The sequence below is a fragment of the Brevibacterium aurantiacum genome, from assembly GCF_900169065.1.
Taxonomy (GTDB): Bacteria; Actinomycetota; Actinomycetes; order Actinomycetales; family Brevibacteriaceae; genus Brevibacterium; species Brevibacterium aurantiacum.
This window is the reverse complement of record NZ_FXZB01000017.1, coordinates 93346-116536: the sequence shown is the minus strand read 5'-3', so window position 1 is coordinate 116536 and position 23191 is coordinate 93346. Positions and strand designations below refer to the sequence as shown.

Genomic DNA, 23191 nt, shown 5'->3' with positions numbered 1-23191 from the left:
CAATGGTCGGCTCGAGCACCTTCGAGGATCGGCACTCGGGTTTCGTAACCTGACTCATTACATCGCGAGGTGCCTACTTGAGTCCGGTGGTTTCAGACCGGTTCTACACTCTTATTTACGATGAGCCACCATAGGCACCTTGCCGCCGTTCACGAAGGGGAGCAGGCTCCCAACCAACGCCCTGTCGAGTTAACCACCGAAGAAGCCCGTCGACGCCGTGGTTCTCGGCTATGTTGAGTAATTCCCACGAGCGATGCTTGATCTTCTTCCACTCCGGGGAAGGCAACACGCACACGGTATCATCGTCGGTTCCCAGCTCCTCAGCCGCGATCTGCTCGTCCGAAACTTCCTCGGCATCCAAGCCAAACCGCTCCCGGAAACCCTTCGCCCACGACATCTGTCTATGTCCCGGCGCGGCCTCCTGCCACTCGTCCCAGATCTTACGATCGTGTTTCTCGGCACTCGCAACTAGGTCTCTGCCAATCTGAAACGGTGTGCGGTTTTTGCTCCGCGCTACCTTATGGGTGCCCTGAGTGACTTCGCGTGACAGACCTCCAAGGTCGGCTCCAAGCTTCGAGAGGTACATGCCAAGGTTGCCGAGACTTCTGCCATCGGCTACCTGCACATCGACCCCATAACCGGGTAGCGCTGTGAAGCCCTTGTGCCCTTTCGTTGCTTTCAAGCCGGACTGCCAGCGTTCAAACATTCGCTGACCAAGTGCAGTCGCGTCTCCGGGACTACCACGGTAGGCGACAACACTGTGAACGTGGACGTGCCAGCCGTGCCTTGGTGAATGTGTAACTTCGACGGCCTTCACCCACCCCGGAATCTCGAAACGCTCCTTATCAGTCAACCAGGGTTTTCCACTCGTTACTCGATGCCATCCACGCGACACCGCGGCCCAGACTTCACGAAGTGAGTCTTCAGCAGTGTGCCGAACAGTAAGAGTCACCAGGGCCAAGTCATAGCCGGCGGTACGAGCATTCTTAAGGACGGTGCCGAGCTCTTCGGCCCGACGAGCAGATATCTTGGCGCTACACACTGGACAGAGCCACAAATTGCCGCACGTCGAGAGTCCAGCGAACCCCGCTCGCCGCCCAGAATCAGTTTCGGCGACCCGCACTCCGACGCCCGACGAAGAACACACCCTCGATCCACACAGCTGAACACTCTTCCGTTTTGCGAACCTTCGGAGACCCTGACGAAATCGGATCTTCTCAGCACGCCGCTGCTGGCGTTCTTGTCGCTGCTCGTTGAGGGTGGGGGTGAAAAGCTGTCCACGATTGACCAAGGGCGGCTCTGCCGCTGTGCCTTCGTCGCTGCTGCGCGCGGACTCCGTCCGTGCTCGCGCTCTGAGGCTTGCAGCATCGCCGCCGCGGCCTGCGGCCACAGAAACCCCACCGAGGAGGCTGCCTTTCGACCAGACCGATCGGCTGTGTCCGTGCTCCTGGATATAGTGATTCTGTGCAGATGACTGCATTCATCTGTAGGTGCTGGGGCTTGTGCCCCCGGCGTGCCCCGAGATCGAAACCAGCGGTCTCGGGGCGTTGCCTTGCAACGTTTGGAACTACCGAAACCGCTACTTATCTAGCAGTCGCCGCCCTCGTAATGAATAGGTCGCGAGTTCGATTCTCGCAGGCGGCTCGGCAACGAACCCCTGTGCCCGGTGAGAATACATCGGACACAGGGGTTTTCTCGTACTTCTGATGGCCCTGCGGAACCGTTCGATGAGGTCTAGGACCGATCGATGAGAGTGCTGAACTTGCGGTCGAAGGCCCGTGTGGCTGCGAGACTACCGAAGAGTGCTGCGGCAAGAGCGACCAGCAAGACAATGGCCGTCGGTACCGCTTCGGCAACCGACTGACTGTTTCCGCCGATGAGCACCCGGGCGTCGGCCCACAGGAAAGAGCGGTTCGGGTCGAGAAGGCCGGACACAGTGAACCAGATGGTTCCGCAGGCAATGACACCGATCGCAACCACGGCTCCGGGCACCACACCCAGGGTGTCGGTGACGGCGAGGACCACGATAGCCACAGTCAGGCAGATGAGGCCGAGTAAACCGATTATCGCGACCATTCGCAGGCCTGGGTACGCGCCGAGGGTGTCGACGATGGATCTCGTCGGCCAGATCGAACTGATCCCGGCCCCCAACGTCAGTGCCAGAGTTCCGGCGGTGGCCAGGCCGAGCTTCTGGGTCAGCAGTAGTCTTCGAGAGAACGGTCTCTGCGGTGACAGTGACCGCCATGGGCCGATGATGATGACCTGCAGCCCTGCTGCTCGGTTGACGACCACCGACGACAATGTCGCCAGGGTGACCGCAGCGAGTACGAGTGCACTGATGATGGCAGAGGTCGTGGCATGCATCGACGGCTGTGTCGCGTCGGGTTCGGCGGCAATAGGATCGGCACCACTGTTCACCGTGTCCAGTCCAGGAGTTGCAGCATTCGACGCGGGGCTGGCGTCGTCGGACGCCTCACTGAAATAGTCGACAGGTGGTGGCCCGCTGACATCCTCGACCTTGGTGGCGAAGGGCCTCTCGAAGGCACGTTCGGCCTCGTCCTGCGAATGTGAGCAGTCCTGGCTGCTGCCGGATTCGCACCCGAATTTCCGGGCCACGATGCGGATCTGCTCGGAGATATGCTCTTCGGCTTGGCGGATGACCTGGTCGCGATACTGGCTGAGGATGAACTTGTCTTCGTTGAACGCCTGCGGACTTGCCAGGACCGTGATCTCATAGCGTGGGGCGTCGATATCGCCGCGATAGTAGGCCCTGATGTCGTCGATGACCTGAGGGGTGAGGTCTTTCGGCAAGATGACTGCGAGCACCGACGTCCCGTCCTCCACCTGAGCGAGGGCGGACTCGGGTGAGAGTTCGCGCTCAGTCGTGGAGAAATCAGGTGCAACCGCACCCTGCTCGAGTCGCGTGAAGAACTCATCGGAGAACGACAGGTAATCCGTCATTGCACTCTGGATCGCCGGCATCTCCTGCGGCTGATCGTGTGTGCCGACCGCAATTGAGAAGTTCGGCGGTGCGCCCGCAGGAGGTTGTGTTGTCGTCGGGGCAGGGGACGGTGTCGGACTTCTGTCGTCGGCTCCCGCCCGCTCGACAGCACCGAAGAGGGGCATAAGGACGGACAGTGCAATGACATACACGCATACCGAAGCGAAGATCGGCCAGAAGTACATTCTGCCGGTGCGTCCCCGAGACAGAATCGAGGTCACCGCAAAGAAGCGACGCATATCTCTTCCTCCTGCCCACCGACGATTCTCATCTGGTTGAGGTCAGCCTACTTCTTCTTCGGCGTGAACGACGTTGAGCGCAATGGAGCCGACAGGCAGGCCGAAGCCCAGGAACAATGCGAGGAGTTTCGACCTCCTGTGGGCACGCATCAGGCTCCCCGGTCCCACGGTCTGGTTTTCGTGTTGACCATCACAGTCAACTGGTATTGAATGGTGACGTGAATGTTACTGAACGATCGATCAGCCGCCGAGGTTGAACGGTCGTCATTGACGTAGCCACGGCCGAGGTCACCAGGGTGATCGTCGGCCGCTCCCTAGGACTGTGAGGAACAGATGAGCGAAGCGTACATCTACGACGCAGTGCGCACACCGCGCGGGAAGAACCGCGGTGGTGCCCTGCACAGCGTCAAGCCAATCGATCTCGTGACAGGGCTCATCGATGCCCTGCGCGAGCGCAATCCCGATCTCGACGACAAAGCGATCGACGACCTCGTCCTCGGCGTCGTCTCACCCGTGGGCGAACAGGGCGGCGACATCGCCCGCACCGCAGCCCTCGTGGCCGGACTCGACGAATCCGTCGCCGGCGTTCAGGTCAACCGTTTCTGCGCCTCCGGACTCGAAGCGGTCAACATCGCCGCACAGAAGGTCGGCAGCGGATTCGAGAACCTCGTCCTCGCCGGCGGCGTCGAATCGATGTCGCGCGTTCCCCTCGGCTCCGACGGAGGCGCATGGGCACAGGACCCGACGACGAACTTCGACACCTACTTCGTGCCCCAGGGCATCAGCGCCGATCTCATCGCGACCACCGAGGGATTCAGCCGCACCGATATCGACGAATTCGCCGAGGAGTCGCAGAAGCGCGCCGCCAACGCCTGGGAGAACGGCTACTTCGAGAAGTCGATCGTCCCCGTCAAAGACATCAACGGTGTGACCCTGCTCGACACCGATGAGCACATGCGTCCCGGTTCGACCGTCGAGTCGCTGGCGAAGCTGTCCCCGGCCTTCACCAAGGTCGCAGCGCAGGCAGGCTTCGACGAGGTTGCTCTCCAGAAGTACCACTGGGTCGAGGAGATCGACCACGTTCACACCGCAGCGAACTCCTCGGGAATCGTCGACGGGGCCAGCCTCGTCATCATCGGCGACGCCGAGGTGGGTCAGACGATGAATATGAAGCCGCGCGCTCGCATCGTCTCCACTGCCGTCACAGGATCCGAGCCGACCATCATGCTCACCGGTCCCACACCCGCGACGCAGAAGGCGCTGGACAAGGCCGGACTGACCGTCGAGGACATCGACCTGTTCGAACTCAACGAAGCCTTCGGTGCAGTGGTCCTGAAATGGATGAAGGACCTCAACATCCCGCATGACAAGGTCAACGTCAACGGCGGAGCCATCGCCATGGGCCACCCCCTGGGTGCCACCGGTGCCATGATCCTCGGCACCGTCCTCGACGAACTCGAACGTCGCGATCTCAAGCGTGGCCTCGTCACGTTGTGCATCGGCGGCGGAATGGGTATTGCGACGATCATCGAAAGGGTCTGACATGACGAACACTGAAACGACTTACTCCAAGTCCACTGACTCGGACGGAATCGTCACCGTCGTCCTCGACGACCCGGATTCCAAAGTCAACACGATGAACGACCATTTCAAGGATGCCTTCGAAGGCATCGTGGACTGGCTCGAAGCAAACGTCGATGACATCACCGGCGTTGTGCTCACCTCGGCGAAGAAGACCTTCTTCGCAGGCGGAGACCTCAACAAGCTGCGCGCAGCCGACCATGAGAACTCGGAAGCCGAAGCCGCACTGACCAACCACATGAAGGCGGTCATGCGCCGCCTCGAGACGCTGGGCAAGCCCGTCGTCGCAGCCATCAACGGCGCCGCACTCGGAGGTGGCCTCGAGGTTGCACTCGTCGCACATCACCGCATTGCAGCGGAGGACGTCTCCAGCCTGCGGGTCGGATTCCCCGAAGTCTCCTTGGGCCTCCTGCCCGGCGGTGGCGGTGTCGCCAGAGCTGTACGCCTCATGGGCATCCAGAATGCACTGCAGAAGGCCATCCTGCCGTCGACGAAGTTCAAGGCAGCCGAGGCTCTCAAGCTCGGCCTCATCGACGAACTCGCCCCCGTGGCCGAGCTCGAAGATCGTGCCAAGGACTGGATCAAGGCCAACCCCGAGGCGACTCAGCCCTGGGACGTCAAAGGCTTCAAGATCCCCGGCGGATCACCCACCTCACCGTCACTGGGCGCGATGCTGCCCGCGCTGCCGGCGCTCCTGCGTCGTCAGACCAAGGGTGCACCGATGCCCGCTCCGCGCGCGGCGATCGCTGCCGCCGTCGAGGGTGCCTACGTCGACATCGACACAGCACTGGCAGTCGAAACCCGCTACTTCGTCCACCTCACCCACACTCCGGTGGCGAAGAACATGATCAAGGCGTTCTTCTTCGACCTCGGACACATCAACTCCGGCGGCTCGCGACCCGATGGCATCGAACCGCGTCAGGTGAAGAAGCTCGGCGTCCTCGGTGCCGGAATGATGGGCGCCGCGATCGCCTACACCGCAGCCAAAGCCGGCATCGACGTCGTCCTCAAGGACGTCAAGATCGAAGCCGCGGACAAGGGCAAGGCCTATGCGCGCAAGCGTGAGGAATCAGCCCTGGCCAAGGGCAAGACGACGGCTGAGAAGAGCAAGGCCGTCCTCGACCGGATCACCCCGAGTGCTTCGGCTGATGACTTCGCCGGAGTCGACTTCGTCATCGAAGCCGTCTTCGAATCGGTGCCGCTGAAGCAGCAGGTGTTCCAGGAGATCCAGGATGTCGTCGACTCCGACGCAGTGCTCGGCTCCAACACCTCGACCCTGCCGATCACCGACCTGGCCACCGGGGTCAAGCGCGATTCCGATTTCATCGGCGTCCACTTCTTCTCGCCCGCGGACAAGATGCCCCTGGTCGAGATCATCCGTGGTGACAACACCTCAGATGAGACTCTGGCGCGCACCTTCGACCTCGTCCAGCAGATCAAGAAGACCCCGATCGTCGTCACCGACTCCCGCGGATTCTTCACCTCCCGTGTGATCGGAACCTTCATCGCCGAGGCGGTCGCCGCAGTCGGCGAGGGAGTGGAGCCGGCAACCGTGGAGCAGGCAGCACTGCAGGCCGGTTACCCGACCGGTGCACTGCAGCTGCTCGATGAGCTGACGCTGACTCTGTCGCAGAAGATCCGGAAGGAAACCGAAGAGGCCATCGAAGCCGCAGGAGGACAGCGCGAGAGCCACCCCTCCGACGCGGTCTTCGACTGGATGGTCGAGGAGGCTAAGCGCACCGGCCGCAAGGACGGCGCCGGATTCTACGAATACGACGAGGACGGCAAACGCGGCAAGCTGTGGCCCGGCCTGCGGGAGAAGTACAACTCCGGCTCCGCCACCCAGCCCTTCACCGACCTGCAGGAGCGGATGCTCTTCGCCGAGGCGATCGAGACGATCAAATGCCTCGACGAGGGTGTGCTCACCTCGGTGCCGGATGCCAACATCGGATCGATCTTCGGCATCGGCTTCCCAGCGTGGACCGGTGGCGTGCTCCAGTACGTCAACCAGTACGAAGGCGGCCTGGCCAGCTTCGTCGAACGTGCCAAGGAACTCGCCGCAACCTACGGTGACCGGTTCACTCCGCCGGCCTCACTCGTTGAGCGGGCGAAGTCGAACAACACCTACGAATAGGAACAACACCTACGAATAGGACCTGCCCGCAGGAATAGCTCGGCGGTCTTTCGGTGTTCATCAGCTATCCACTGATGACTACCGGAAGGCCGCCGATATGCGTGCAGCAGTCTATGACCAGTACACCGACGACTTCGGTGACATCACCGTTCGCGAGGTCGACGATCCGAAGGTCCCGCCGGCATCGGTGCTCATCGAGGTCCGTGCCGCCGGAGTGAACCCGGTCGACTGGAAGCTTGTGGGCGGTCACCTCGATGCGATCATGCCCGTCCAGTTCCCCGTCACCCCAGGCTGGGACGTGGCCGGAGTCGTCATCGGCCTCGGCGCGGACACCCCGGAATTCCAGATCGGCGACGAGGTCATCGCCTACGCCCGCAAAGACGTCCTCGGCGCCGGCACGTTCGCGCAGAAGGTGGCCGTGCCCGTCCACTCGGTGACCGCGAAGCCTAAGAGTCTGAGCTGGGAGCAGGCGGGTGGACTGCCTCTGGCAGGTGGCACCGCGCTGCGCACCCTCGAGGCACTGGGCGACATCAACGGCAAAACCGTACTCGTCCACGGAGCATCCGGGGGAGTGGGCAGCTTCGCGGTGCAGATCGCGAAGTCCTTCGGAGCCCGGGTCATCGGCACCGCCTCGGAGGCCAACCACGAATACCTGCGCGGCCTTGGAGCAGAGCCTGTGACCTATGGCGAAGGACTGGCCGACCGCGTCCTCGAAGTCGTGGGCGGCCCGGTCGATGGCGTCGTCGACTTCGTCGGAGAGGTGCTCGACACGACTCTTGCGGTGCTGGGGGACGGCGGGACACATGCCTCGGTCGCAGATCCTTCGGTGGCCGAGCACGGTGGCCGCTACATCTGGGTGCGCCCCTACGGTTCGCAGACCGCGCGAGTGGCCGAGCTCGTCGATTCAGGTGAGCTCACCGTCGAGGTGGCGCGCACCTTCAGCCTCGACGAGGTGCCCGAGGCCTTCAACACCAGCGCAACAGGACACACACGAGGAAAGCTCATCATCGTCCCCTGATGTTTCGTGCGGCTGGCTGAAGCGTCAGCCGATCCCCAGTGCTGCCCGAGCGGCGGCACGCAATTCGACCCCGACCACCTCGGCGCTTGAGTGCCTGGCCTGGTACGGGGTCGAATTGATCATGCCGAAGACCGCGTGCACACGCACCGTCGCCGCATCCAGCGACCAGTCCGGATTGGCCTGCGCCACGACCTCGGCCCAGTGACTGACATAGCTTCTCTGCAGGCGACGCACAGTGCGCCTCGATGCCTCGGGCAGTGCCGCAAGGTCCCGATCCTGAATCCGAATCAGCTCGGGCTCACTCATGGCGAAGGCGACATGGAAGTCGATGAGCTCGATGAGCGCCGAGGTGGCCCTGTCGTCCTCGTGGCGCGTGATGATCGCGTCCCCGCCCGAGTTCAGATACTCAGAGATTCCGACGAGGAGCTCTTCGAGGACGGCTTCCTTGGACTCGAAATGTCGATAGACCGCCGGTGCGGAGATCCCGGCGCCCTTGCCTAAGTCATCGAGGCGAACACCATGGAATCCGTGTCGGGCATAGAGGTTCTTCGCCACCGACAGCAGCTGTTCGCGACGTGCTGCCTTCGCCGCAGCGCGGGTGGTCCCGGCGGTTCCCGAATCAGCCGTCGTTGAGCGCGCAGGCGCCTTCGGCTCCATCTCCGTCACCTCATCTCCTTGGCTCGCACCCGGCTCGAAGTCCGTTCCATCGTGCGCATTGTGACATTGGGCTTTGAGCAGTATCATAGCAGTCAGTTAACCAATATTAACTGAAATGGGGAGTGGAATGAGAGCAGTGGGAACTGCGGTCAGTCCGGCAACGGGGCAGGCGAACGCCGAGGCCCATGCCGAACTCATCGCTGAACTCCGGGAACGGATCCAGGTCACGGCCCTGGGTGGACCCGAGAAGTCCAGGCAGCGCCACATCGACCGGGGCAAGCTGCTGCCTCGGGACCGTGTGGAACATCTGCTCGACCCCGGAACCCCGTTCCTCGAACTGTCCCCACTGGCGGCCAACGGCATGTACGACGATGCCAGCCCCGGTGCCGGAATCATCACCGGAATCGGACGAGTCAACGGACGCGAATGCGTGATCGTGGCCAACGACGCCACCGTCAAGGGCGGCACCTACTACCCCGTCACGGTGAAGAAGCATCTGCGCGCCCAGGAGGTCGCGAAGGAGAACAGTCTTCCCTGCATCTACCTCGTCGACTCGGGAGGCGCCAACCTGCCCAACCAGGACGATGTCTTCCCCGACCGTGAGCACTTCGGCCGCATCTTCTTCAACCAGGCCACACTCTCGGCAGCAGGCATCCCGCAGCTGGCAGCGGTGCTGGGCTCCTGCACCGCCGGAGGCGCCTACGTTCCGGCCATGGCCGATGAGTCGATCATAGTGAGTGAACAGGGCACAATCTTCCTCGGCGGCCCACCCCTGGTCAAGGCCGCAACAGGCGAGGAAGTCAGCGCAGAGGACCTCGGCGGCGGAGCACTCCACTCACGCGTCTCCGGAGTCACCGACCACCTCGCGGCCAATGACTCCCACGCCCTGGAGATCATGCGCGACATCGTCTCCACTCTCGGGCCCAAGCCCCAGCCCAACTGGGACGTCGTCGAAACTCGGGAACCGCTGCACTCACCCGAGGAACTCACCTCGGTCGTGCCCGTCGACTCACGCACGCCCTACGATGTCCACGAAGTCATCGCCCGCCTCGTCGATGGTTCGGAATTCCACGAATTCAAGGCCGAATACGGCACCAGCCTCATCACCGGCTTCGCCCACCTCGACGGACACCCGGTGGGGATCGTTGCGAACAACGGCATCCTCTTCGGCGAATCCGCGCAGAAGGGCGCCCACTTCATCGAACTCTGCGACCAGCGCAGCGTGCCCCTGATCTTCCTGCAGAACATCTCCGGCTTCATGGTCGGACGAGACTACGAAGCAGGCGGCATCGCCAAGCACGGAGCGAAGATGGTCAACGCCGTCGCCACCGCCCGCGTACCCAAATTCACCGTCGTCATCGGCGGCTCCTTCGGCGCCGGCAACTACTCCATGTGCGGCCGCGCCTACTCACCCCGCTTCCTGTGGATGTGGCCCAACGCCCGCATCTCAGTCATGGGCGGCGAACAGGCAGCCAGCGTCCTCTCGACGGTCAAACGCGACCAGATCGAAGGCCGCGGCGAAACCTGGAGCGCCGAAGAGGAAGACACTTTCAAACAGCCCGTGCGTGACCAGTACGAAGCTCAGGGCAACCCCTACTACTCGACGGCCAGGCTCTGGGACGACGGAATCATCGAACCCACCGACACCCGCCAGGTTCTGTCCCTGGCCCTCGAACTCGCCCGCTTCGGACCTATGGAACGCCCGCTGAACGCCAGCGGCTACGGCGTTTTCAGAATGTGAGCTCATCCATGTTCAACACAGTACTCATCGCCAACCGCGGCGAAATCGCACTCCGCGTCATCCGCACCTGCCGTCGACTGGGCATCAGAACAGTCGCCGTCTACTCCGACGCCGACGCCCAGGCCGCACACGTCAAGGCCGCCGACACCGCCGTGCACCTGGGACCCGCCCAAGCCTCCGAATCCTACCTGCGCATCGACAAAGTCATCGCCGCAGCCAAGACCACCGGCGCCGAGGCGATCCACCCCGGCTACGGATTCCTGTCCGAGAATGCCGACTTCTCCGCTGCCTGCGAGTCGGAAGGAATCGTGTTCCTCGGTCCCGGTGCCGAGGCGATCCGCACTATGGGCGACAAGATCACCGCCAAGAACGCGGTCTCCCAGCGCGGCGTGCCGTTGGTGCCCGGCACCAAAGACGCAGCCATGTCGAACGAATCGCTGGTCACCGCGGCCGATGACATCGGCTTCCCGGTGCTCATCAAACCCTCCGCCGGTGGCGGCGGCAAGGGCATGCACGCGGTCTTCGAACCCTCTGAGCTGGCCACTGCTCTGGACACGGCCCGCCGTGAGGCCGCGAGCTCCTTCGGCGACGACACGCTGTTCCTCGAACGCCTCGTCGCGACCCCGCGACACATCGAAGTCCAGATCATGGCCGACGCCCACGGCAACGTCATCCACCTCGGCGAACGAGAGTGCTCACTGCAGCGCCGCCACCAGAAGGTCATCGAGGAAGCACCCTCGGCGCTGCTCGATGAGGCGACCAGGGCGCGTATCGGCCAGGCAGCCTGCGAGACCGCGAAGTCCGTGGGCTACCGCGGGGCAGGCACCGTCGAATTCATCGTCGGCGCCGACCGCCCCGACGAGTTCTTCTTCATGGAGATGAACACCCGGCTCCAGGTCGAACACCCGGTCACCGAGGAGGTCACCGGCATCGACCTCGTCGAACTCCAGCTGCGCGTCGGCGCCGGCGAGGAACTGCCGCTGAGCCAGGACGACATCACGATGACCGGCCACTCGATCGAGGCCCGCATCTACGCGGAGGACCCCTCTCGCGGATTCCTGCCCACCGGCGGCCGGGCACTTGACGTCGTCTTCCCCGAAGGAGAGGGCATCCGCATCGACGCCGGACTCGACGCCGGGCAGACCATCGCCTCGGACTACGACCCGATGATCGCCAAACTCATCGTCCACGCTCCCGACCGTGCCGCGGCGATCGCTCGTCTCGATGCCGCACTTGCGGCTTCGGCTGTACCCGGGATCGTGACGAACATCGATTTCCTGCGCACCCTGATGGGCCTCGACGAGGTGGTCTCGGGCAACCTCGATACCTCACTCATCGACCGCCTCGGCGAGGACCAGCTGGCACACGCACCCGGCGATCTCGACCGTCAGCTGGCTGCCACGGCCGTGCTCGTCACCGGCGGCCGTGCTGGAACCGAACTGACCGGAGCACTCACGGCAGCACACCTGCCGCAGAACTCGGCCACCGCCTCGGCGTGGGGGAGGCCCTCTGCCTGGCGCACCTCACGACCGGACTTCCGACCCAGCGTCGCGCTGACCTCCGGCGGGGAGAACGTCGACGTCGAAGCACAGGTCGATGACGTCACAATCGATGACGACGGCCTCTGGCACCTGACCATCGACGGTGTCCAGACCACCGCCCGGGTGTTCTCCGATGCCCGCGATCGCAGCATCTGGGTCAGCAGCGACCGAGGGGTCTTTGTCTTCACCCGGTCCCAGGCCGATACGTCCCTGACCCCGGGTCTCGACGGCGCCGAGGTGCTCGCCCCGATGCCCGGATCCGTCGTCGCGGTTCGGGTCGAGTCCGGAGACCACGTCGACCAGGGTGATCCGATCGTCGTCGTCGAGGCGATGAAGATGGAACACGTGCTCACCGCACCTGCGGCAGGCATCGTCACCGTCACCGCCGTCCAAGGCGCCCAGGTCGGACTCGACGAGGTGCTCGCCACCGTCGTCGACGAGGCCGCAGCCGAAGCCGCCGACTCAGCCGCCGCGGACACAGCCAACTAGGCAAACAGCCAACTGATCACGCAATCAACTGACCACTGGAAACTCACTGACCACGCATTCAGCGGGGAGGAAATCATGACAGCTTTCGTTCCGGGCATGCTGCCCGAAGAATACGAAGACCTGCGAGCCGGCGTCGCGAAGTTCGCCGACGAAGAGGTCGCACCCGTCTCAGCCGAACTCGACGCCAAGCACGAGTTCCCCTACGACCTCGTTGCGAAGATGGGCGAGATGGGACTCTTCGGCCTGCCCTTCGACGAAGAGTACGGCGGCATGGGCGGGGACTACTTCGCCCTGACCCTGGCCATCGAGGAGATCGCCCGCGTCAACCAGTCGCTGGCCATCACACTCGAAGCCGGCGTCTCCCTGGGCGCAATGCCGATCTACCGCTTCGGCACCGAAGAGCAGAAGCGCGAATGGCTGCCCAAACTCACCGACGCCTCCGGCCTGGGCGCTTTCGGTCTGACCGAACCCGAGGCAGGCTCGGACGCCGGGGGAACGAAGACCAAGGCCACGCTGGAGAACGGCACCTGGACGGTCAACGGCAGCAAGTGCTTCATCACGAACTCCGGCACCGACATCACCCGCCTGGTCACGGCCACCGCTGTGACCGGAACCCGGACCTCGAAGTCGGGTCGCGAAGTTCCAGAGATCTCGACGATCATGATCCCCACCGGCACCCCCGGCTTCACCGCCGAACCGGCCTATGACAAGGTCGGCTGGAACTCCTCGGACACGCACCCGCTCACCTTCGACAACGTGCAGGTGCCCGAAGAGAACCTCCTCGGTGAACGCGGACGCGGCTACGCGAACTTCCTGCGCATCCTTGACGAGGGACGCATCGCCGTCGGCGCCCTGTCCGTCGGCGCTGCCCAGGGCTGTGTCGACGAATCCGTGAAGTACGCGAAGGAGCGCCAGGCCTTCGGCAAGCCGATTGCCGACTTCCAGGGCATCTCCTTCAAGATCGCCCGTATGGAAGCCCGCGTCGTCGCCGCCCGGTCGGCGTACTACCTCGCGGCTTCGCGGATGCTCGCCGGACTGCCGTTCAAGAAGGAAGCCGCCATTGCGAAGATGATCGCCGGCGAAGCAGCCATGGACAACGCCCGCGACGCCACACAGATCCACGGCGGCTACGGCTTCATGAACGAATACCTCGTCGCCCGCCACTACCGCGACTCGAAGATCCTCGAGGTCGGGGAGGGCACCACCGAGGTCCAGCTCATGCTCATCGCCCGCGAACTCGGGATCTGAGCTCACCGAGACCAGCACACCGCCCGCCGAGGTGGTTCCACGCTTCCGTACGGAAGTGCAGGGCCACCTCGGCGGGCGGTGCTGTCATCTGCTGGGAACAGGCTCAGTTAGTGTGGAGCACAGAATCAGTCGAGGACAGGGAGGATATACGTGGACTACAGCGTCGTGGCGTCGGTCCTGGGCGCGAGTTGGATCGTCATCGAATACGTGGTGAAGATCATCGCCGTCGGCGTCGTCCCCGAGGACCGCAGGCCCTCCTCGTCCTCGGCCTGGCTGCTGCTTATCCTGTTCGTCCCCATCGTCGGGATCCCGCTGTTCCTCATGCTCGGCAGCCCCTACATCAATCGGCGTCGGGCACGCATTCAGGCGCAGGCCGATGAGCTCATGCACGAAGGTGCCGACGACCTGCCCGACGTGCCCCCGTCGCTGCAGACTGCCCCCGGGTTCGTGTCAATCGCTCAGCTGGGGCGCAGGCTCACGGCTCTGCCGATGGTCACCGGCGACAGTCACGGTGTCACCAGCGACTATGAGGCCAGCATCGAACGGATGTCAGAACTCGTCGATGAGGCGCGCGAATACGTGCACGTCGAGATCTACATCATGGCCTGGGATTCGACGACCGACGTCTTCTTCCGCGCACTCGAACGAGCCGCGGACCGGGGAGTGAAGGTCAGGGTCCTCTTCGACCACATCGGCTCGCGGAAGTATCCGGGATTCCACCGCCTCGGCAAGCGTCTGACCAAGGGCGGAATCGACTGGCACCTGATGCTTCCCTTCATCCCCTGGCGTGGGAAGGCCCGGCGCATTGACCTGCGCAACCACCGCAAGCTCCTCGTCGTCGACGGGAAGAAGGCGATGATGGGGTCCCAGAACATGATCGACTCCTCGTACCTGAAGAAGTCGAACGTGAAGATCGGCCGGGCCTGGCACGACATCATGGTCGAACTCTCCGGGCCCATCGTCGCCGCCGTCGAGGCCGTGTTCGCCACCGACTGGTACACCGAATGCGATGAGGCCTTGGGGATCAGGACCTATGATCGTGATGCCTACCTACCGGACGTGGGTGGGCAGACGAGCGCCATGCAGCTCGTTCCCTCGGGCCCGGGCTTCACCACCGAACCCAACCTCAAAGTCTTCACCTCGCTGATATACCTGGCGCAGAAGCGTCTGGCGATCGTCAGCCCGTACTTCGTGCCCGACGAGTCCCTGTTGGCCGCCGTCGTCACCGCCGCCGAGCGCGGCGTCGACGTCGAACTCTACGTCAGCGAACAGGCCGACCAGTTCATGGTCGACTTCGCCCAGGCCTCGTACTACCGGTCGCTGCTGGAAGTCGGAGTGCGGATCTTCCGCTACCCGAAGCCGCAGGTCCTGCACACCAAGTGCCTCATCGTCGACGATGAGTACGCGGTGATGGGCTCGTCGAACCTGGACATGCGCTCATTCGGCCTCAACTACGAGATCAGCCTGCTCACGACAGGCGGTGACCTCGTCCACGACATCGCCGAGGTGGTCGCCGAGTACCAGGCCGAGAGCAGTGAGCTCTCCCTCGACGAATGGGAGCAGCGACCCTACATCCGCCGCTACCTGGAGTCAGTCATGCGCCTGACTTCGTCACTGCAGTGAGTCGAGTTCGCTGAGGCGAGTTGGCTCGGTGTCCCGCGGGGCGCCTCAGGCGGAGCCGGTGGCGTCGGGTCCCAGTGAATCCCGCTGATCGAGGGGGACGTCGAGGAGGTCATGGACTCCGTTGACGATCTCGTTGGGGCGGAAGGGGAAATGGCGCACATCCTCGGCGGTGGAGATGCCTGAGAGAACGAGCACCGTGTGCATGCCTGCCTCCATTCCCGCAATGATGTCGGTGTCCATTCGGTCGCCGATCATTGCGGTGCTCACCGAGTGCGCGCCGATCTGATTGAGTGCGGAGCGGAACATCATCGGGTTCGGCTTGCCCACGACATAGGGGTCACGGTTCGTGGCCTTCGTGATGAGGGCGGCGATGGCGCCGGTGGCAGGGAGGACACCTTCAGGGCTGGGGCCGGTGGCGTCGGGGTTGGTCACGATGAAGCGCGAACCGCCCTGGATGAGGCGGATCGCCTTGGTGATCGCCTCGAAGGAGTAGGAATGGGTTTCGCCGACGACGACGAAGTCCGGATCCTTCTCGGTCATGATGAACCCCGCCTCGTGGATGGCGGTGGTCAGTCCCGCCTCACCGACGACATAGGCGGTGCCGTGCTCGACCTGGTTCGACAGGAAGTCTGCGGTGGCCATCGCCGAGGTCCAGATCTTCGACTCGGGAACGTCGAGGCCGTTCGAGCGGAGCCGAGCAGAGAGGTCTCGGGCGGTGTAGATCGAATTGTTCGTCAGTACCAGGTAGGGAATGTCGGCCTGACGCCACTGCGCGAGGAGCTCGGCCGCGCCGGGCAGGGGATTGTTCTCCTTGACCAGGACACCGTCCATGTCGGTCAACCAGCATTCGATCGAGTCGCGGTCCATGTCTCTCCTGAAGATAGTCGGCGAGCCCTTACGGCTGTCTCCTAGCCTAGTCGGGTTTGAGCGAAAACCCTTGACAGCTCATCACACCGGCGTATTGTAGTAATCCCTTAATTAAGGAAGTGCTGAAATGAACTTGAATGCTCTGTTCGGTGCTCTGGCCGATCCGACCAGGCGGGCGATGGTCGATCGTCTGCGCGACGGTGACCTCAGCGCCGGAGACCTCGCCGAACCGCTGCCGATCAGCCGATCGGCGGTCTCACAGCATCTCAAGGTGCTCGAGGACGCGGGGCTGATCACCCGGGTCAAGAGCGCACAGCGACGAATCGTGCATCTCAACACTGGGCCGCTGTCGGCCGCAAACGAGTGGCTGATGGCAGCACACGAGGACTGGCAGCAGCGATTCGACAACCTCGACCAGGTATTGGCCGAGGAGAAATGATCGACTCAAGGAGGAGAATCATCATGAACCACAACAGCACAGCCGCCGACACCGCGCAGCCGACGACGGAGGAGCCCGGCTTCACCATCGTGAGAGACTTCGCCGCACCACGAGACCGTGTCTGGGAAGCCTGGACCAATCCCGATGTCATTGCCCGCTGGTTCCATCCGGAAACATTGGTCACGCCACGAGAGTCCGTCAGCGTCGACCTGCGCGTCGGCGGTCTCTACACCTACACCATGCGCATCGAGGAGACAGGACAGGAATTCCCCACCGCGGGCAAATACCTGGTAATCGACGCGCCTCACCGGCTCGACTTCACCTGGGGAAGTCCCGACGATGTCGACGACGCTCCGCAGGTCAGCGTCGTGTTCGAGGAGATCGATGCGAACACCACCCGGATGACGTTCGCTCTGACCGGCATTCCCAACGACTCCGGCTCCGACGCCAGCGCCTACGACGGCTGGAACTCCGCCTTCAACGTATTCGAGGCCGAGATCGCCAACTGAGATCGCCAACCGTGCTGCTCGGGTGAAATCGGCAGCTAAGCCGGCCGCAGGCAGTCAGGATCCCACGCAGGGACCCTGACTGCCTGCCGTCGGGCGGCAGACGATAAGCTCGCATCACGACAAGTGGTCAGAGACACACGTGACACAGAGGAGTGACGCATGAGTGAGCAGAAGGTCATCGAACAACGAGGTCTGTGGCTGGACGAGATGGAAGTCGGCGCGATCTACAAGCATGCACCGGGCCGGACCATCACCGAGGCGGACAACACCTGGTTCACCGCCGTGACCATGAATACGCAGGCCCTTCACCTCGACGCGGCCTTCGCAGCGACAGAGCCCTTCGGCCAGCGCCTCGTCAACTCGATGTTCACACTCTCCACCCTCATCGGCCTCTCGGTCACGCAGCTGACGCAGGGCACCATCGTCGGCAATCTCGGCTTCTCCGAGGTCGCCTTCCCGGCCCCGCTCTTCCATGGCGACACCCTGTACGCGGAGACGACGATCCTCGACAAACGCGCGTCGAAGTCCCGTCCCGGCCAGGGCATCGTGACCTTGGAACACCGCGGCTACAACCAGGACGGAACGCTCGTGGCCAAGGCCGTGCGCCAGACCATGATGTTCGACTCCAGCCACGCAGACACAGCGCCCGAGACAGGAAAGTGAGCACCACGATGACATTGGAATTCAAACCGGCCTGGCTCTTCGTCCCAGGTGATCGCCCCGACCGCTACACAAAGGCCGCCGAACGCTCCGACATCGTCATCCTCGATCTCGAGGACGCCGTCAACGACGGTGACAAAGCCGCTGCCCGCGAGTCGATCATCGACTACCCCTTGGACCCCACCCGTACGGTGGTGCGCATCAATGCTCGAGATTCGGACCACCTCGGCGAGGATCTGGCGATGCTGGCGAAGACCGCCTACACGGCCGTCATGCTGCCGAAGGCCGAGCACGCCTCCGACCTCACGGTCCTCGCCGACTACCAGGTCATCGCCCTGATCGAGACGGCACTGGGTGCCGTCAACGTCGCCGAGATCGCCGCCGCTGCCAACGCCTACGCACTGATGTGGGGATCCGAAGACCTCATCGCCGACCTCGGCGGGGGATCCTCGCGCACCGCTGATGGCAGCTACCGCGACGTGGCCAAACACGTGCGCAACTCGACCCTCTTGGCCGCCCGCGCCCACGGCAAGTTCGCCCTCGACTCGATCTGGGCCGACATCCCGAACCTCGAGGGCCTGGCTGAGGAGACCGAGGACGCCGTCCAGTCCGGTTTCAGCGGCAAGGTCTCCATCCACCCCAACCACGTCCCCGTCGTCCGCGATGCCTTCCGCCCCAGCGAAGAGCAGCTGACCTGGGCGAAGGCCGTGCTCGAACTCGCGAAGTCCGAGAAGGGTGCGTTTGCCTACGAGGGCAAGATGATCGACGCACCGCTGCTCAAGCACGCCGAGCTCATCGTCGCCCGCGACGTCTGATTGAGCTGACAGCGTCATGCCCATGAACGATGCCGATGCCCACGTCGCCGCCCAGATCCGCGCCGTCCTCGCCGCCGCTGAAGCAGGCGGGGGAGTGGCCCCGATCGTCGAAGCCGGCGATCCGATCCTGCGGCAGACCACCCGTTTCTTCGACGGGCAGGTCGACGACGCGGAACTGGCCCAACTCGCCGAGGTGATGCGGGCAACCATGCTCGCCGCACCTGGCGTGGGGTTGGCCGGGCCGCAGGTGGGCATCGGTCTGTCGATGTTCGTCGCAGAGGATCCCGGCAGCCTCGACCCGGAGACCGCCGAGGTGCGACAGCGGTCCCCGATGCCCCTGCGCGTCGTCCTCAACGCCGAATACACCCCCGCCACCTCGGAGAACGTCGCCTTCTTCGAAGGCTGCCTGTCGATCCCCGGCTACCAGGCGGTCGTCGCCCGGCCGCGCTCGATTGAGCTCACCGGCGTTGATCTCAACGGCACGCCCATCGCCGAGGTGGTCGCCGGATGGTCGGCACGCATCGTCGCCCACGAGACCGATCACCTCGACGGCATCATGTACCTCGACAAAGCAGAGATGCGATCCCTGTCGACGAACACCTCGGTGGCAAAATTCTGGAACCAACCCTCGACCCAGCAGGCGGCCAGCGAGCTCGGATTCACTCTGCCCAGTTCGATGCTCCTCTGAGACCGGAGAACTCGCCTTCCGGGGCGATTCCCATGATCGGCACAAGCAGCCATGTTTCGATTGACGCATGCATCTTCCCGATATCTCGCCTCGTCATCGCAGTCTTGTCCGTGCCATCGCCGTTGCCGGAACCAGTGCCCTCGCTCTGGTGCGCAGCCGTGACTTCGCGCCTGAACACGATCGTGCGGCACGCTTGGGCAATGCGGTTGCCAATGCGGGGCTGACCTGGATCGTTGGAACGAAGGCCTTCGCGGGACCGCTCGACGGTGAGTTCGACTTGGGTGCAGTGTGGGGGCCTGGCGAGGAGGACGAAGGACAAGCCGTCCGGTACTCGACGGTGGACCCGAGGGAGCAGGCGGAGAAGGCTCAGTCCTTTCGCAATCTCACCACCGCGTTTGCCTCCGGTGCCTTCAGCTGGGCACTGTGGCACCCGACCCAGAACTTCGCCGATACGATTGACGCCAAATTTCCTACCGGTTTCGGGCGAGGACTGGGCGCAGCGGCCAGCGGCACGTTCGTCGCCGCTTGTGCGGCCCTCCTCGACAAGTTCGAGGAGCACGACCAGATCGAGGACCTGGAGTACGCTCCGGTCGAGATCGAACTGCCGGAGCATATCCGCGGAGCAGTCAATCAGCTGCTCGCACAGCCGCATCCGGTCTCTGCCGAAGCCGCCGATACGGCGCGAGCACAGTTCAAATCCGCACGATTCTTCGTGTGGGTGACCTATTCGCGCACACAGCATCCGGGCGATGAACCCATCACCCTGGATGCGCGGCAGCTCGCCGAACTGCTGCGCGACGAGGATGTCTCGAACATCGACGTCTACCCAGAGGCGTCGTCCGCACTGATCGTCCCGGCACAGCAGACTTACCCCGTCGTCGGCACCCAGGACGCAGATGCGTCGGCGCGACTGGAGCTCACGCTCGACATCGTCGATGGTCGTCTCAGCAGTCTCAATCTCTTCGGCACCGATGCCGACTCACCGCCCCGGACGTCCGCCGAACTGTCGACTGCGGCGAAGTCAGGGACGCTGCATCCGCTCGGTCTCGGCGGTGACGGGGTCGGCTATTCGAGCAGTTTCGAGGTCGAGGATGAGGAATTCGACGACGGGCCACTGACTCTCGCCCAGTGGCCTGAGCCCAATCAGCTGACCTTCGTCGCTGACCGCACCAACTGCCACCACGAGCACCAGCAGCAGGCACCGGGTGCGGAAGCGGGAATAACTGGCACACATCATGGTTGTACGGAATATGAGTGAACTTCGTACCCTGACTCTGGGCGCCGGATGCTTCTGGTGCCTCGACGCCGTCTACCAGCGGACCACTGGAGTCACCTCGGTGATCTCCGGATACACCGGAGGCCATACGCCGAACCCGCACTACCGCGAAGTATGTTCCGGCACGTCTGGCCACGCCGAGGCGCTTCAGGTGACGTTCGATCCCGAGATCGTGCCCGAAAGCGTGATCCTGGGCCTCTTCTTCACCGGGCACGACCCCACGAGCCTCAACGCTCAGGGCTATGACGTCGGCACTCAGTACCGGTCGGCCATGTTCTACGCCGACGAGGAGGAGAAGGCGCGCTTCGAAGCCGCCATCGCCGAGGCACAGGGACTCTTCGAGGCTCCGATCGTCACGACCCTTGAGCCTTTGGGTGTCTTCCACACCGCCGAGGCTGTCCACCAGGACTTCTACACCGAGAACCGCAACAACGGGTACTGCCGTGTCATCATTGATCCGAAGCTGTCCCATGCACGGGAGGCGTTTGCGGAATGGGTGAGCTGAATGTCGAAGAAGGCGGGCAAGAAGAGGCGTCAGAAAGACGTCGGCGCCTGTGATGTGACGAGGGATCGCGTGCGCGCGCACTTCCTCGACGGCCAGACCGGCCCCTGGGCGAGGAAGCTGGGCGCAGAGCCGTCGGCGACGGACTCTGCGCCATCGACCGACGCTGAGGCTTCGGCATCCTCTTCATCAGAGACAGCGGCGTCGGCGGCGTCCCGTCCGGTGGGCCCGGACTATTCTGTGCCGAGTTCGATCGACATCGTCGCTGACCCCGTTCTGCACGCGATCTCCACTCGTCGGTCCATCTCGAAGCTCGGTCCGGAGACTCCCAACGACGCCGATCTGCGAGAACTCATCCATGCAGTCTCCTCGGTCGCCGACCACAAAGGGCTCAAGCCCTGGCGGTTCATCATCATCCGCGGACACGATCGGAACCGCCTCGGCGAGGCCCTCGACGAAGCAGGAAACGTCCAGCGCAAGACCGGTGAGATCAACGAGAAGCCGCTGCGGGCAGAACTCCTCTTGGCCCTCGTCGCCTCCCCACAGGACAACCCGAAGGTCCCCGAATGGGAACAGCACGCCACGGCCGCCGGGGCAGGTCACCTGCTCGAGCTTGCCCTGTGGCAGGCCGGCTGGGGCGTCATGTGGCGCAGCGGAAACCTCACCAACGAACCTGCCGTGCGCAGACTCCACCGACTGAAAGAGAGCGAACTGCTCATGGGCTGGCTCTACATCGGTGCGGTCCCCGAACGCTACCGACAGCGTCTGCCCAACAGCACTCGGCCGCTGCCGGACCCCGAGCAGTTCCTCGATACCCTGTGACAGACAACGATGACGCGCAGTTAGAACCGACTGCTTCCTCACGCAGACTCCCGAAGGAGATCTACGTCCTCGTCGCCGCGGCCTTCATCGTGGCGTTGGGCTACGGCATCATCGCCCCTGTGCTTCCGCAGTTCGCCGCGAGCTTCAACTTCGGAGTCACCGCCGCCACGATCGTCGTCTCCTCCTTCGCCTTCTTCCGGTTCGTCTTCTCACCCTCCTCCGGTCGCCTCGTCGACGCCTTCGGAGAACGCCGCATCTACATCTCCGGCCTCCTCATCGTCGCCGCCTCCACTGCGGCCGTCGCCTTCGCCCAAAGCTACTGGCAGCTGCTCGTCTTCCGCGGACTGGGTGGAATCGGGTCCACGATGTTCACCGTCTCCGCCATGGCCCTGATCATCCGGTTGGCACCGATCGACGCGAGAGCCAAGGCCTCGAGCACCTATGCCACGGCCTTCCTCGTCGGCAATATCGCCGGCCCCGTCCTCGGCGGAGCGATGGCCGGGTGGGGCATGCGCATCCCCTTCATCATCTACGCCGTCGGTCTCCTCATCGCCGCCATCGTGGTGCGCATCTTCCTCGCCTCCACTGCCTCGGAAGGCTCCTCGACCAAACTCGGTCGCGCTCGCCTGGAGGCGAGGAAGGACGAGACGCAGATGGAGGTGATGACGTTCAAACAGGCGTGGGCCGACTCTGCCTACCGCGCTGCTCTGATCTCCGCGTTCGTCCAGGGCTGGTCGGCCATGGGCATCCGTGTGGCCATCTACCCGCTCTTCGCCATCCAAGCGCTGCGGGCAGACACCGCGGTCGCCGGTCTGGCGCTGACCATGTTCGCGATCGGCAACGCCTCAGCAGTCACCGTCGTCGGCAGATTCGCCGACACCTATGGGCGCAAACCCTTCATCCAATGGGGGCTGCTCGTCCTCGGTGTGAGCACCTCCGCCCTGGCGTTCACCGACTCGATCTGGCTGTTCTTCATCCTCTCCGTCGTCGCCGGCATCGGTTCGGGGCTGGCCAACCCCGCTCAGCAGGCCACGGTCGCCGATGTCATCGGCCGCGATCGCAAGGGCGGCCGTGTCCTGGCGAAGTATCAGATGGCCCTCGATGCGGGAGCCATCCTCGGACCCATCATCGCCGGAGTCGTCGTCGATCACTTCGACTACTCCTGGGCGTTCATGCTCACCGGAATCCTCGGTATCTTGGCCGCTGCCTACTGGTTCACAGGTCGTGAAACCCGGCCCCGCGTGGTGCGCAAAGCAGAGCAGAACGAGCGGATCGACGACGATCTGAGCTGAGTCTCACGGCACGCGTACACGCTGCTTATCAGCGCGCGGGTAATCAGTT

Annotated in this window: 20 protein-coding genes; 16 read left to right on the top strand and 4 right to left on the bottom strand. The window is 63.7% G+C overall.

The window, feature by feature from the left end:
* Positions 1 to 115 precede the first annotated feature (115 nt).
* Complete coding sequence (locus BAUR9175_RS12905; RefSeq protein WP_257944333.1) at positions 116 to 1480, bottom strand: protein rep; 1365 nt, start codon at positions 1478 to 1480, stop codon at positions 116 to 118.
* A 254-nt stretch (positions 1481 to 1734) separates the two neighbouring features.
* Positions 1735 to 3240, bottom strand: a complete 1506-nt coding sequence (locus BAUR9175_RS12900; protein WP_096146635.1) for a hypothetical protein — start codon at positions 3238 to 3240, stop codon at positions 1735 to 1737.
* A 333-nt stretch (positions 3241 to 3573) separates the two neighbouring features.
* Here BAUR9175_RS12900 and BAUR9175_RS12895 point away from each other — a divergent pair, with 333 nt between their 5' ends.
* The 3 genes from BAUR9175_RS12895 (at position 3574) to BAUR9175_RS12885 (ending at position 7973) form a co-directional block, all read left to right on the top strand.
* Positions 3574 to 4782, top strand: coding sequence for an acetyl-CoA C-acetyltransferase (locus BAUR9175_RS12895; RefSeq protein WP_069599665.1), 1209 nt, complete (start codon positions 3574 to 3576; stop codon positions 4780 to 4782).
* A gap of 1 nt (position 4783) precedes the next feature.
* A complete protein-coding gene (locus BAUR9175_RS12890; RefSeq protein ID WP_096146636.1) occupies positions 4784 to 6955 on the top strand; it encodes a 3-hydroxyacyl-CoA dehydrogenase NAD-binding domain-containing protein in 2172 nt (723 codons plus the stop codon).
* A 97-nt stretch (positions 6956 to 7052) separates the two neighbouring features.
* Positions 7053 to 7973 carry an NADP-dependent oxidoreductase gene (locus BAUR9175_RS12885; RefSeq protein ID WP_009883375.1) on the top strand — a complete coding sequence of 307 codons (921 nt, stop codon included), beginning with the start codon at positions 7053 to 7055 and terminating at the stop codon, positions 7971 to 7973.
* A gap of 24 nt (positions 7974 to 7997) precedes the next feature.
* Here BAUR9175_RS12885 and BAUR9175_RS12880 read toward each other — a convergent pair whose 3' ends face one another.
* Positions 7998 to 8630 carry a TetR/AcrR family transcriptional regulator gene (locus BAUR9175_RS12880; RefSeq protein ID WP_009883376.1) on the bottom strand — a complete coding sequence of 211 codons (633 nt, stop codon included), beginning with the start codon at positions 8628 to 8630 and terminating at the stop codon, positions 7998 to 8000.
* A gap of 127 nt (positions 8631 to 8757) precedes the next feature.
* On the opposite strand from BAUR9175_RS12880, the gene BAUR9175_RS12875 reads away from it, so the two are divergent.
* From BAUR9175_RS12875 to cls, 4 genes are all read left to right on the top strand, one after another.
* Complete coding sequence (locus BAUR9175_RS12875) at positions 8758 to 10371, top strand: carboxyl transferase domain-containing protein (protein WP_101583997.1); 1614 nt, start codon at positions 8758 to 8760, stop codon at positions 10369 to 10371.
* Between the two features lie 8 nt (positions 10372 to 10379).
* The gene (locus BAUR9175_RS12870; RefSeq protein ID WP_101583996.1) at positions 10380 to 12401 is read left to right on the top strand and encodes an acetyl-CoA carboxylase biotin carboxylase subunit; all 2022 of its coding nucleotides are present in this window, start codon (positions 10380 to 10382) and stop codon (positions 12399 to 12401) included.
* Between the two features lie 75 nt (positions 12402 to 12476).
* Positions 12477 to 13649, top strand: coding sequence for an acyl-CoA dehydrogenase family protein (locus BAUR9175_RS12865; RefSeq protein ID WP_101583994.1), 1173 nt, complete (start codon positions 12477 to 12479; stop codon positions 13647 to 13649).
* Between the two features lie 150 nt (positions 13650 to 13799).
* Positions 13800 to 15272: a cardiolipin synthase gene (cls, locus tag BAUR9175_RS12860; protein WP_307722851.1), complete on the top strand. Its 1473-nt coding sequence runs from the start codon at positions 13800 to 13802 to the stop codon at positions 15270 to 15272.
* A 45-nt stretch (positions 15273 to 15317) separates the two neighbouring features.
* Here the strand turns inward: cls and BAUR9175_RS12855 are convergent, their stop codons facing one another.
* Positions 15318 to 16139: an HAD-IIA family hydrolase gene (locus BAUR9175_RS12855; RefSeq protein WP_009883381.1), complete on the bottom strand. Its 822-nt coding sequence runs from the start codon at positions 16137 to 16139 to the stop codon at positions 15318 to 15320.
* A gap of 127 nt (positions 16140 to 16266) precedes the next feature.
* On the opposite strand from BAUR9175_RS12855, the gene BAUR9175_RS12850 reads away from it, so the two are divergent.
* The 9 genes from BAUR9175_RS12850 to BAUR9175_RS12810 all read left to right on the top strand — a co-directional run bounded on the left by BAUR9175_RS12850 (position 16267) and on the right by BAUR9175_RS12810 (position 23142).
* Entirely contained in the window at positions 16267 to 16578 is a 312-nt protein-coding gene (locus tag BAUR9175_RS12850; protein WP_009883382.1) for an ArsR/SmtB family transcription factor, read from the top strand.
* 23 nt (positions 16579 to 16601) lie between these two features.
* Positions 16602 to 17087: an SRPBCC family protein gene (locus BAUR9175_RS12845; RefSeq protein WP_069601286.1), complete on the top strand. Its 486-nt coding sequence runs from the start codon at positions 16602 to 16604 to the stop codon at positions 17085 to 17087.
* Between the two features lie 159 nt (positions 17088 to 17246).
* Entirely contained in the window at positions 17247 to 17750 is a 504-nt protein-coding gene (locus BAUR9175_RS12840) for a MaoC family dehydratase (protein WP_009883384.1), read from the top strand.
* Positions 17751 to 17758: 8 nt separating this feature from the next.
* Positions 17759 to 18562 (top strand): HpcH/HpaI aldolase/citrate lyase family protein, encoded by an 804-nt coding sequence (locus BAUR9175_RS12835; RefSeq protein WP_069601287.1) that lies wholly within the window; start codon positions 17759 to 17761, stop codon positions 18560 to 18562.
* Between the two features lie 22 nt (positions 18563 to 18584).
* Complete coding sequence (locus BAUR9175_RS12830; RefSeq protein ID WP_101584006.1) at positions 18585 to 19250, top strand: peptide deformylase; 666 nt, start codon at positions 18585 to 18587, stop codon at positions 19248 to 19250.
* 67 nt (positions 19251 to 19317) lie between these two features.
* Complete coding sequence (locus BAUR9175_RS12825) at positions 19318 to 20508, top strand: hypothetical protein (RefSeq protein WP_069599670.1); 1191 nt, start codon at positions 19318 to 19320, stop codon at positions 20506 to 20508.
* Complete coding sequence (msrA, locus tag BAUR9175_RS12820) at positions 20501 to 21031, top strand: peptide-methionine (S)-S-oxide reductase MsrA (protein WP_009883388.1); 531 nt, start codon at positions 20501 to 20503, stop codon at positions 21029 to 21031. Before BAUR9175_RS12825 ends, msrA begins: the two co-directional genes overlap by 8 nt.
* Entirely contained in the window at positions 21032 to 21850 is an 819-nt protein-coding gene (locus tag BAUR9175_RS12815; protein WP_180959243.1) for a nitroreductase family protein, read from the top strand.
* A complete protein-coding gene (locus BAUR9175_RS12810) occupies positions 21847 to 23142 on the top strand; it encodes an MFS transporter (protein WP_101583990.1) in 1296 nt (431 codons plus the stop codon). Before BAUR9175_RS12815 ends, BAUR9175_RS12810 begins: the two co-directional genes overlap by 4 nt.
* Positions 23143 to 23191 lie beyond the last annotated feature (49 nt).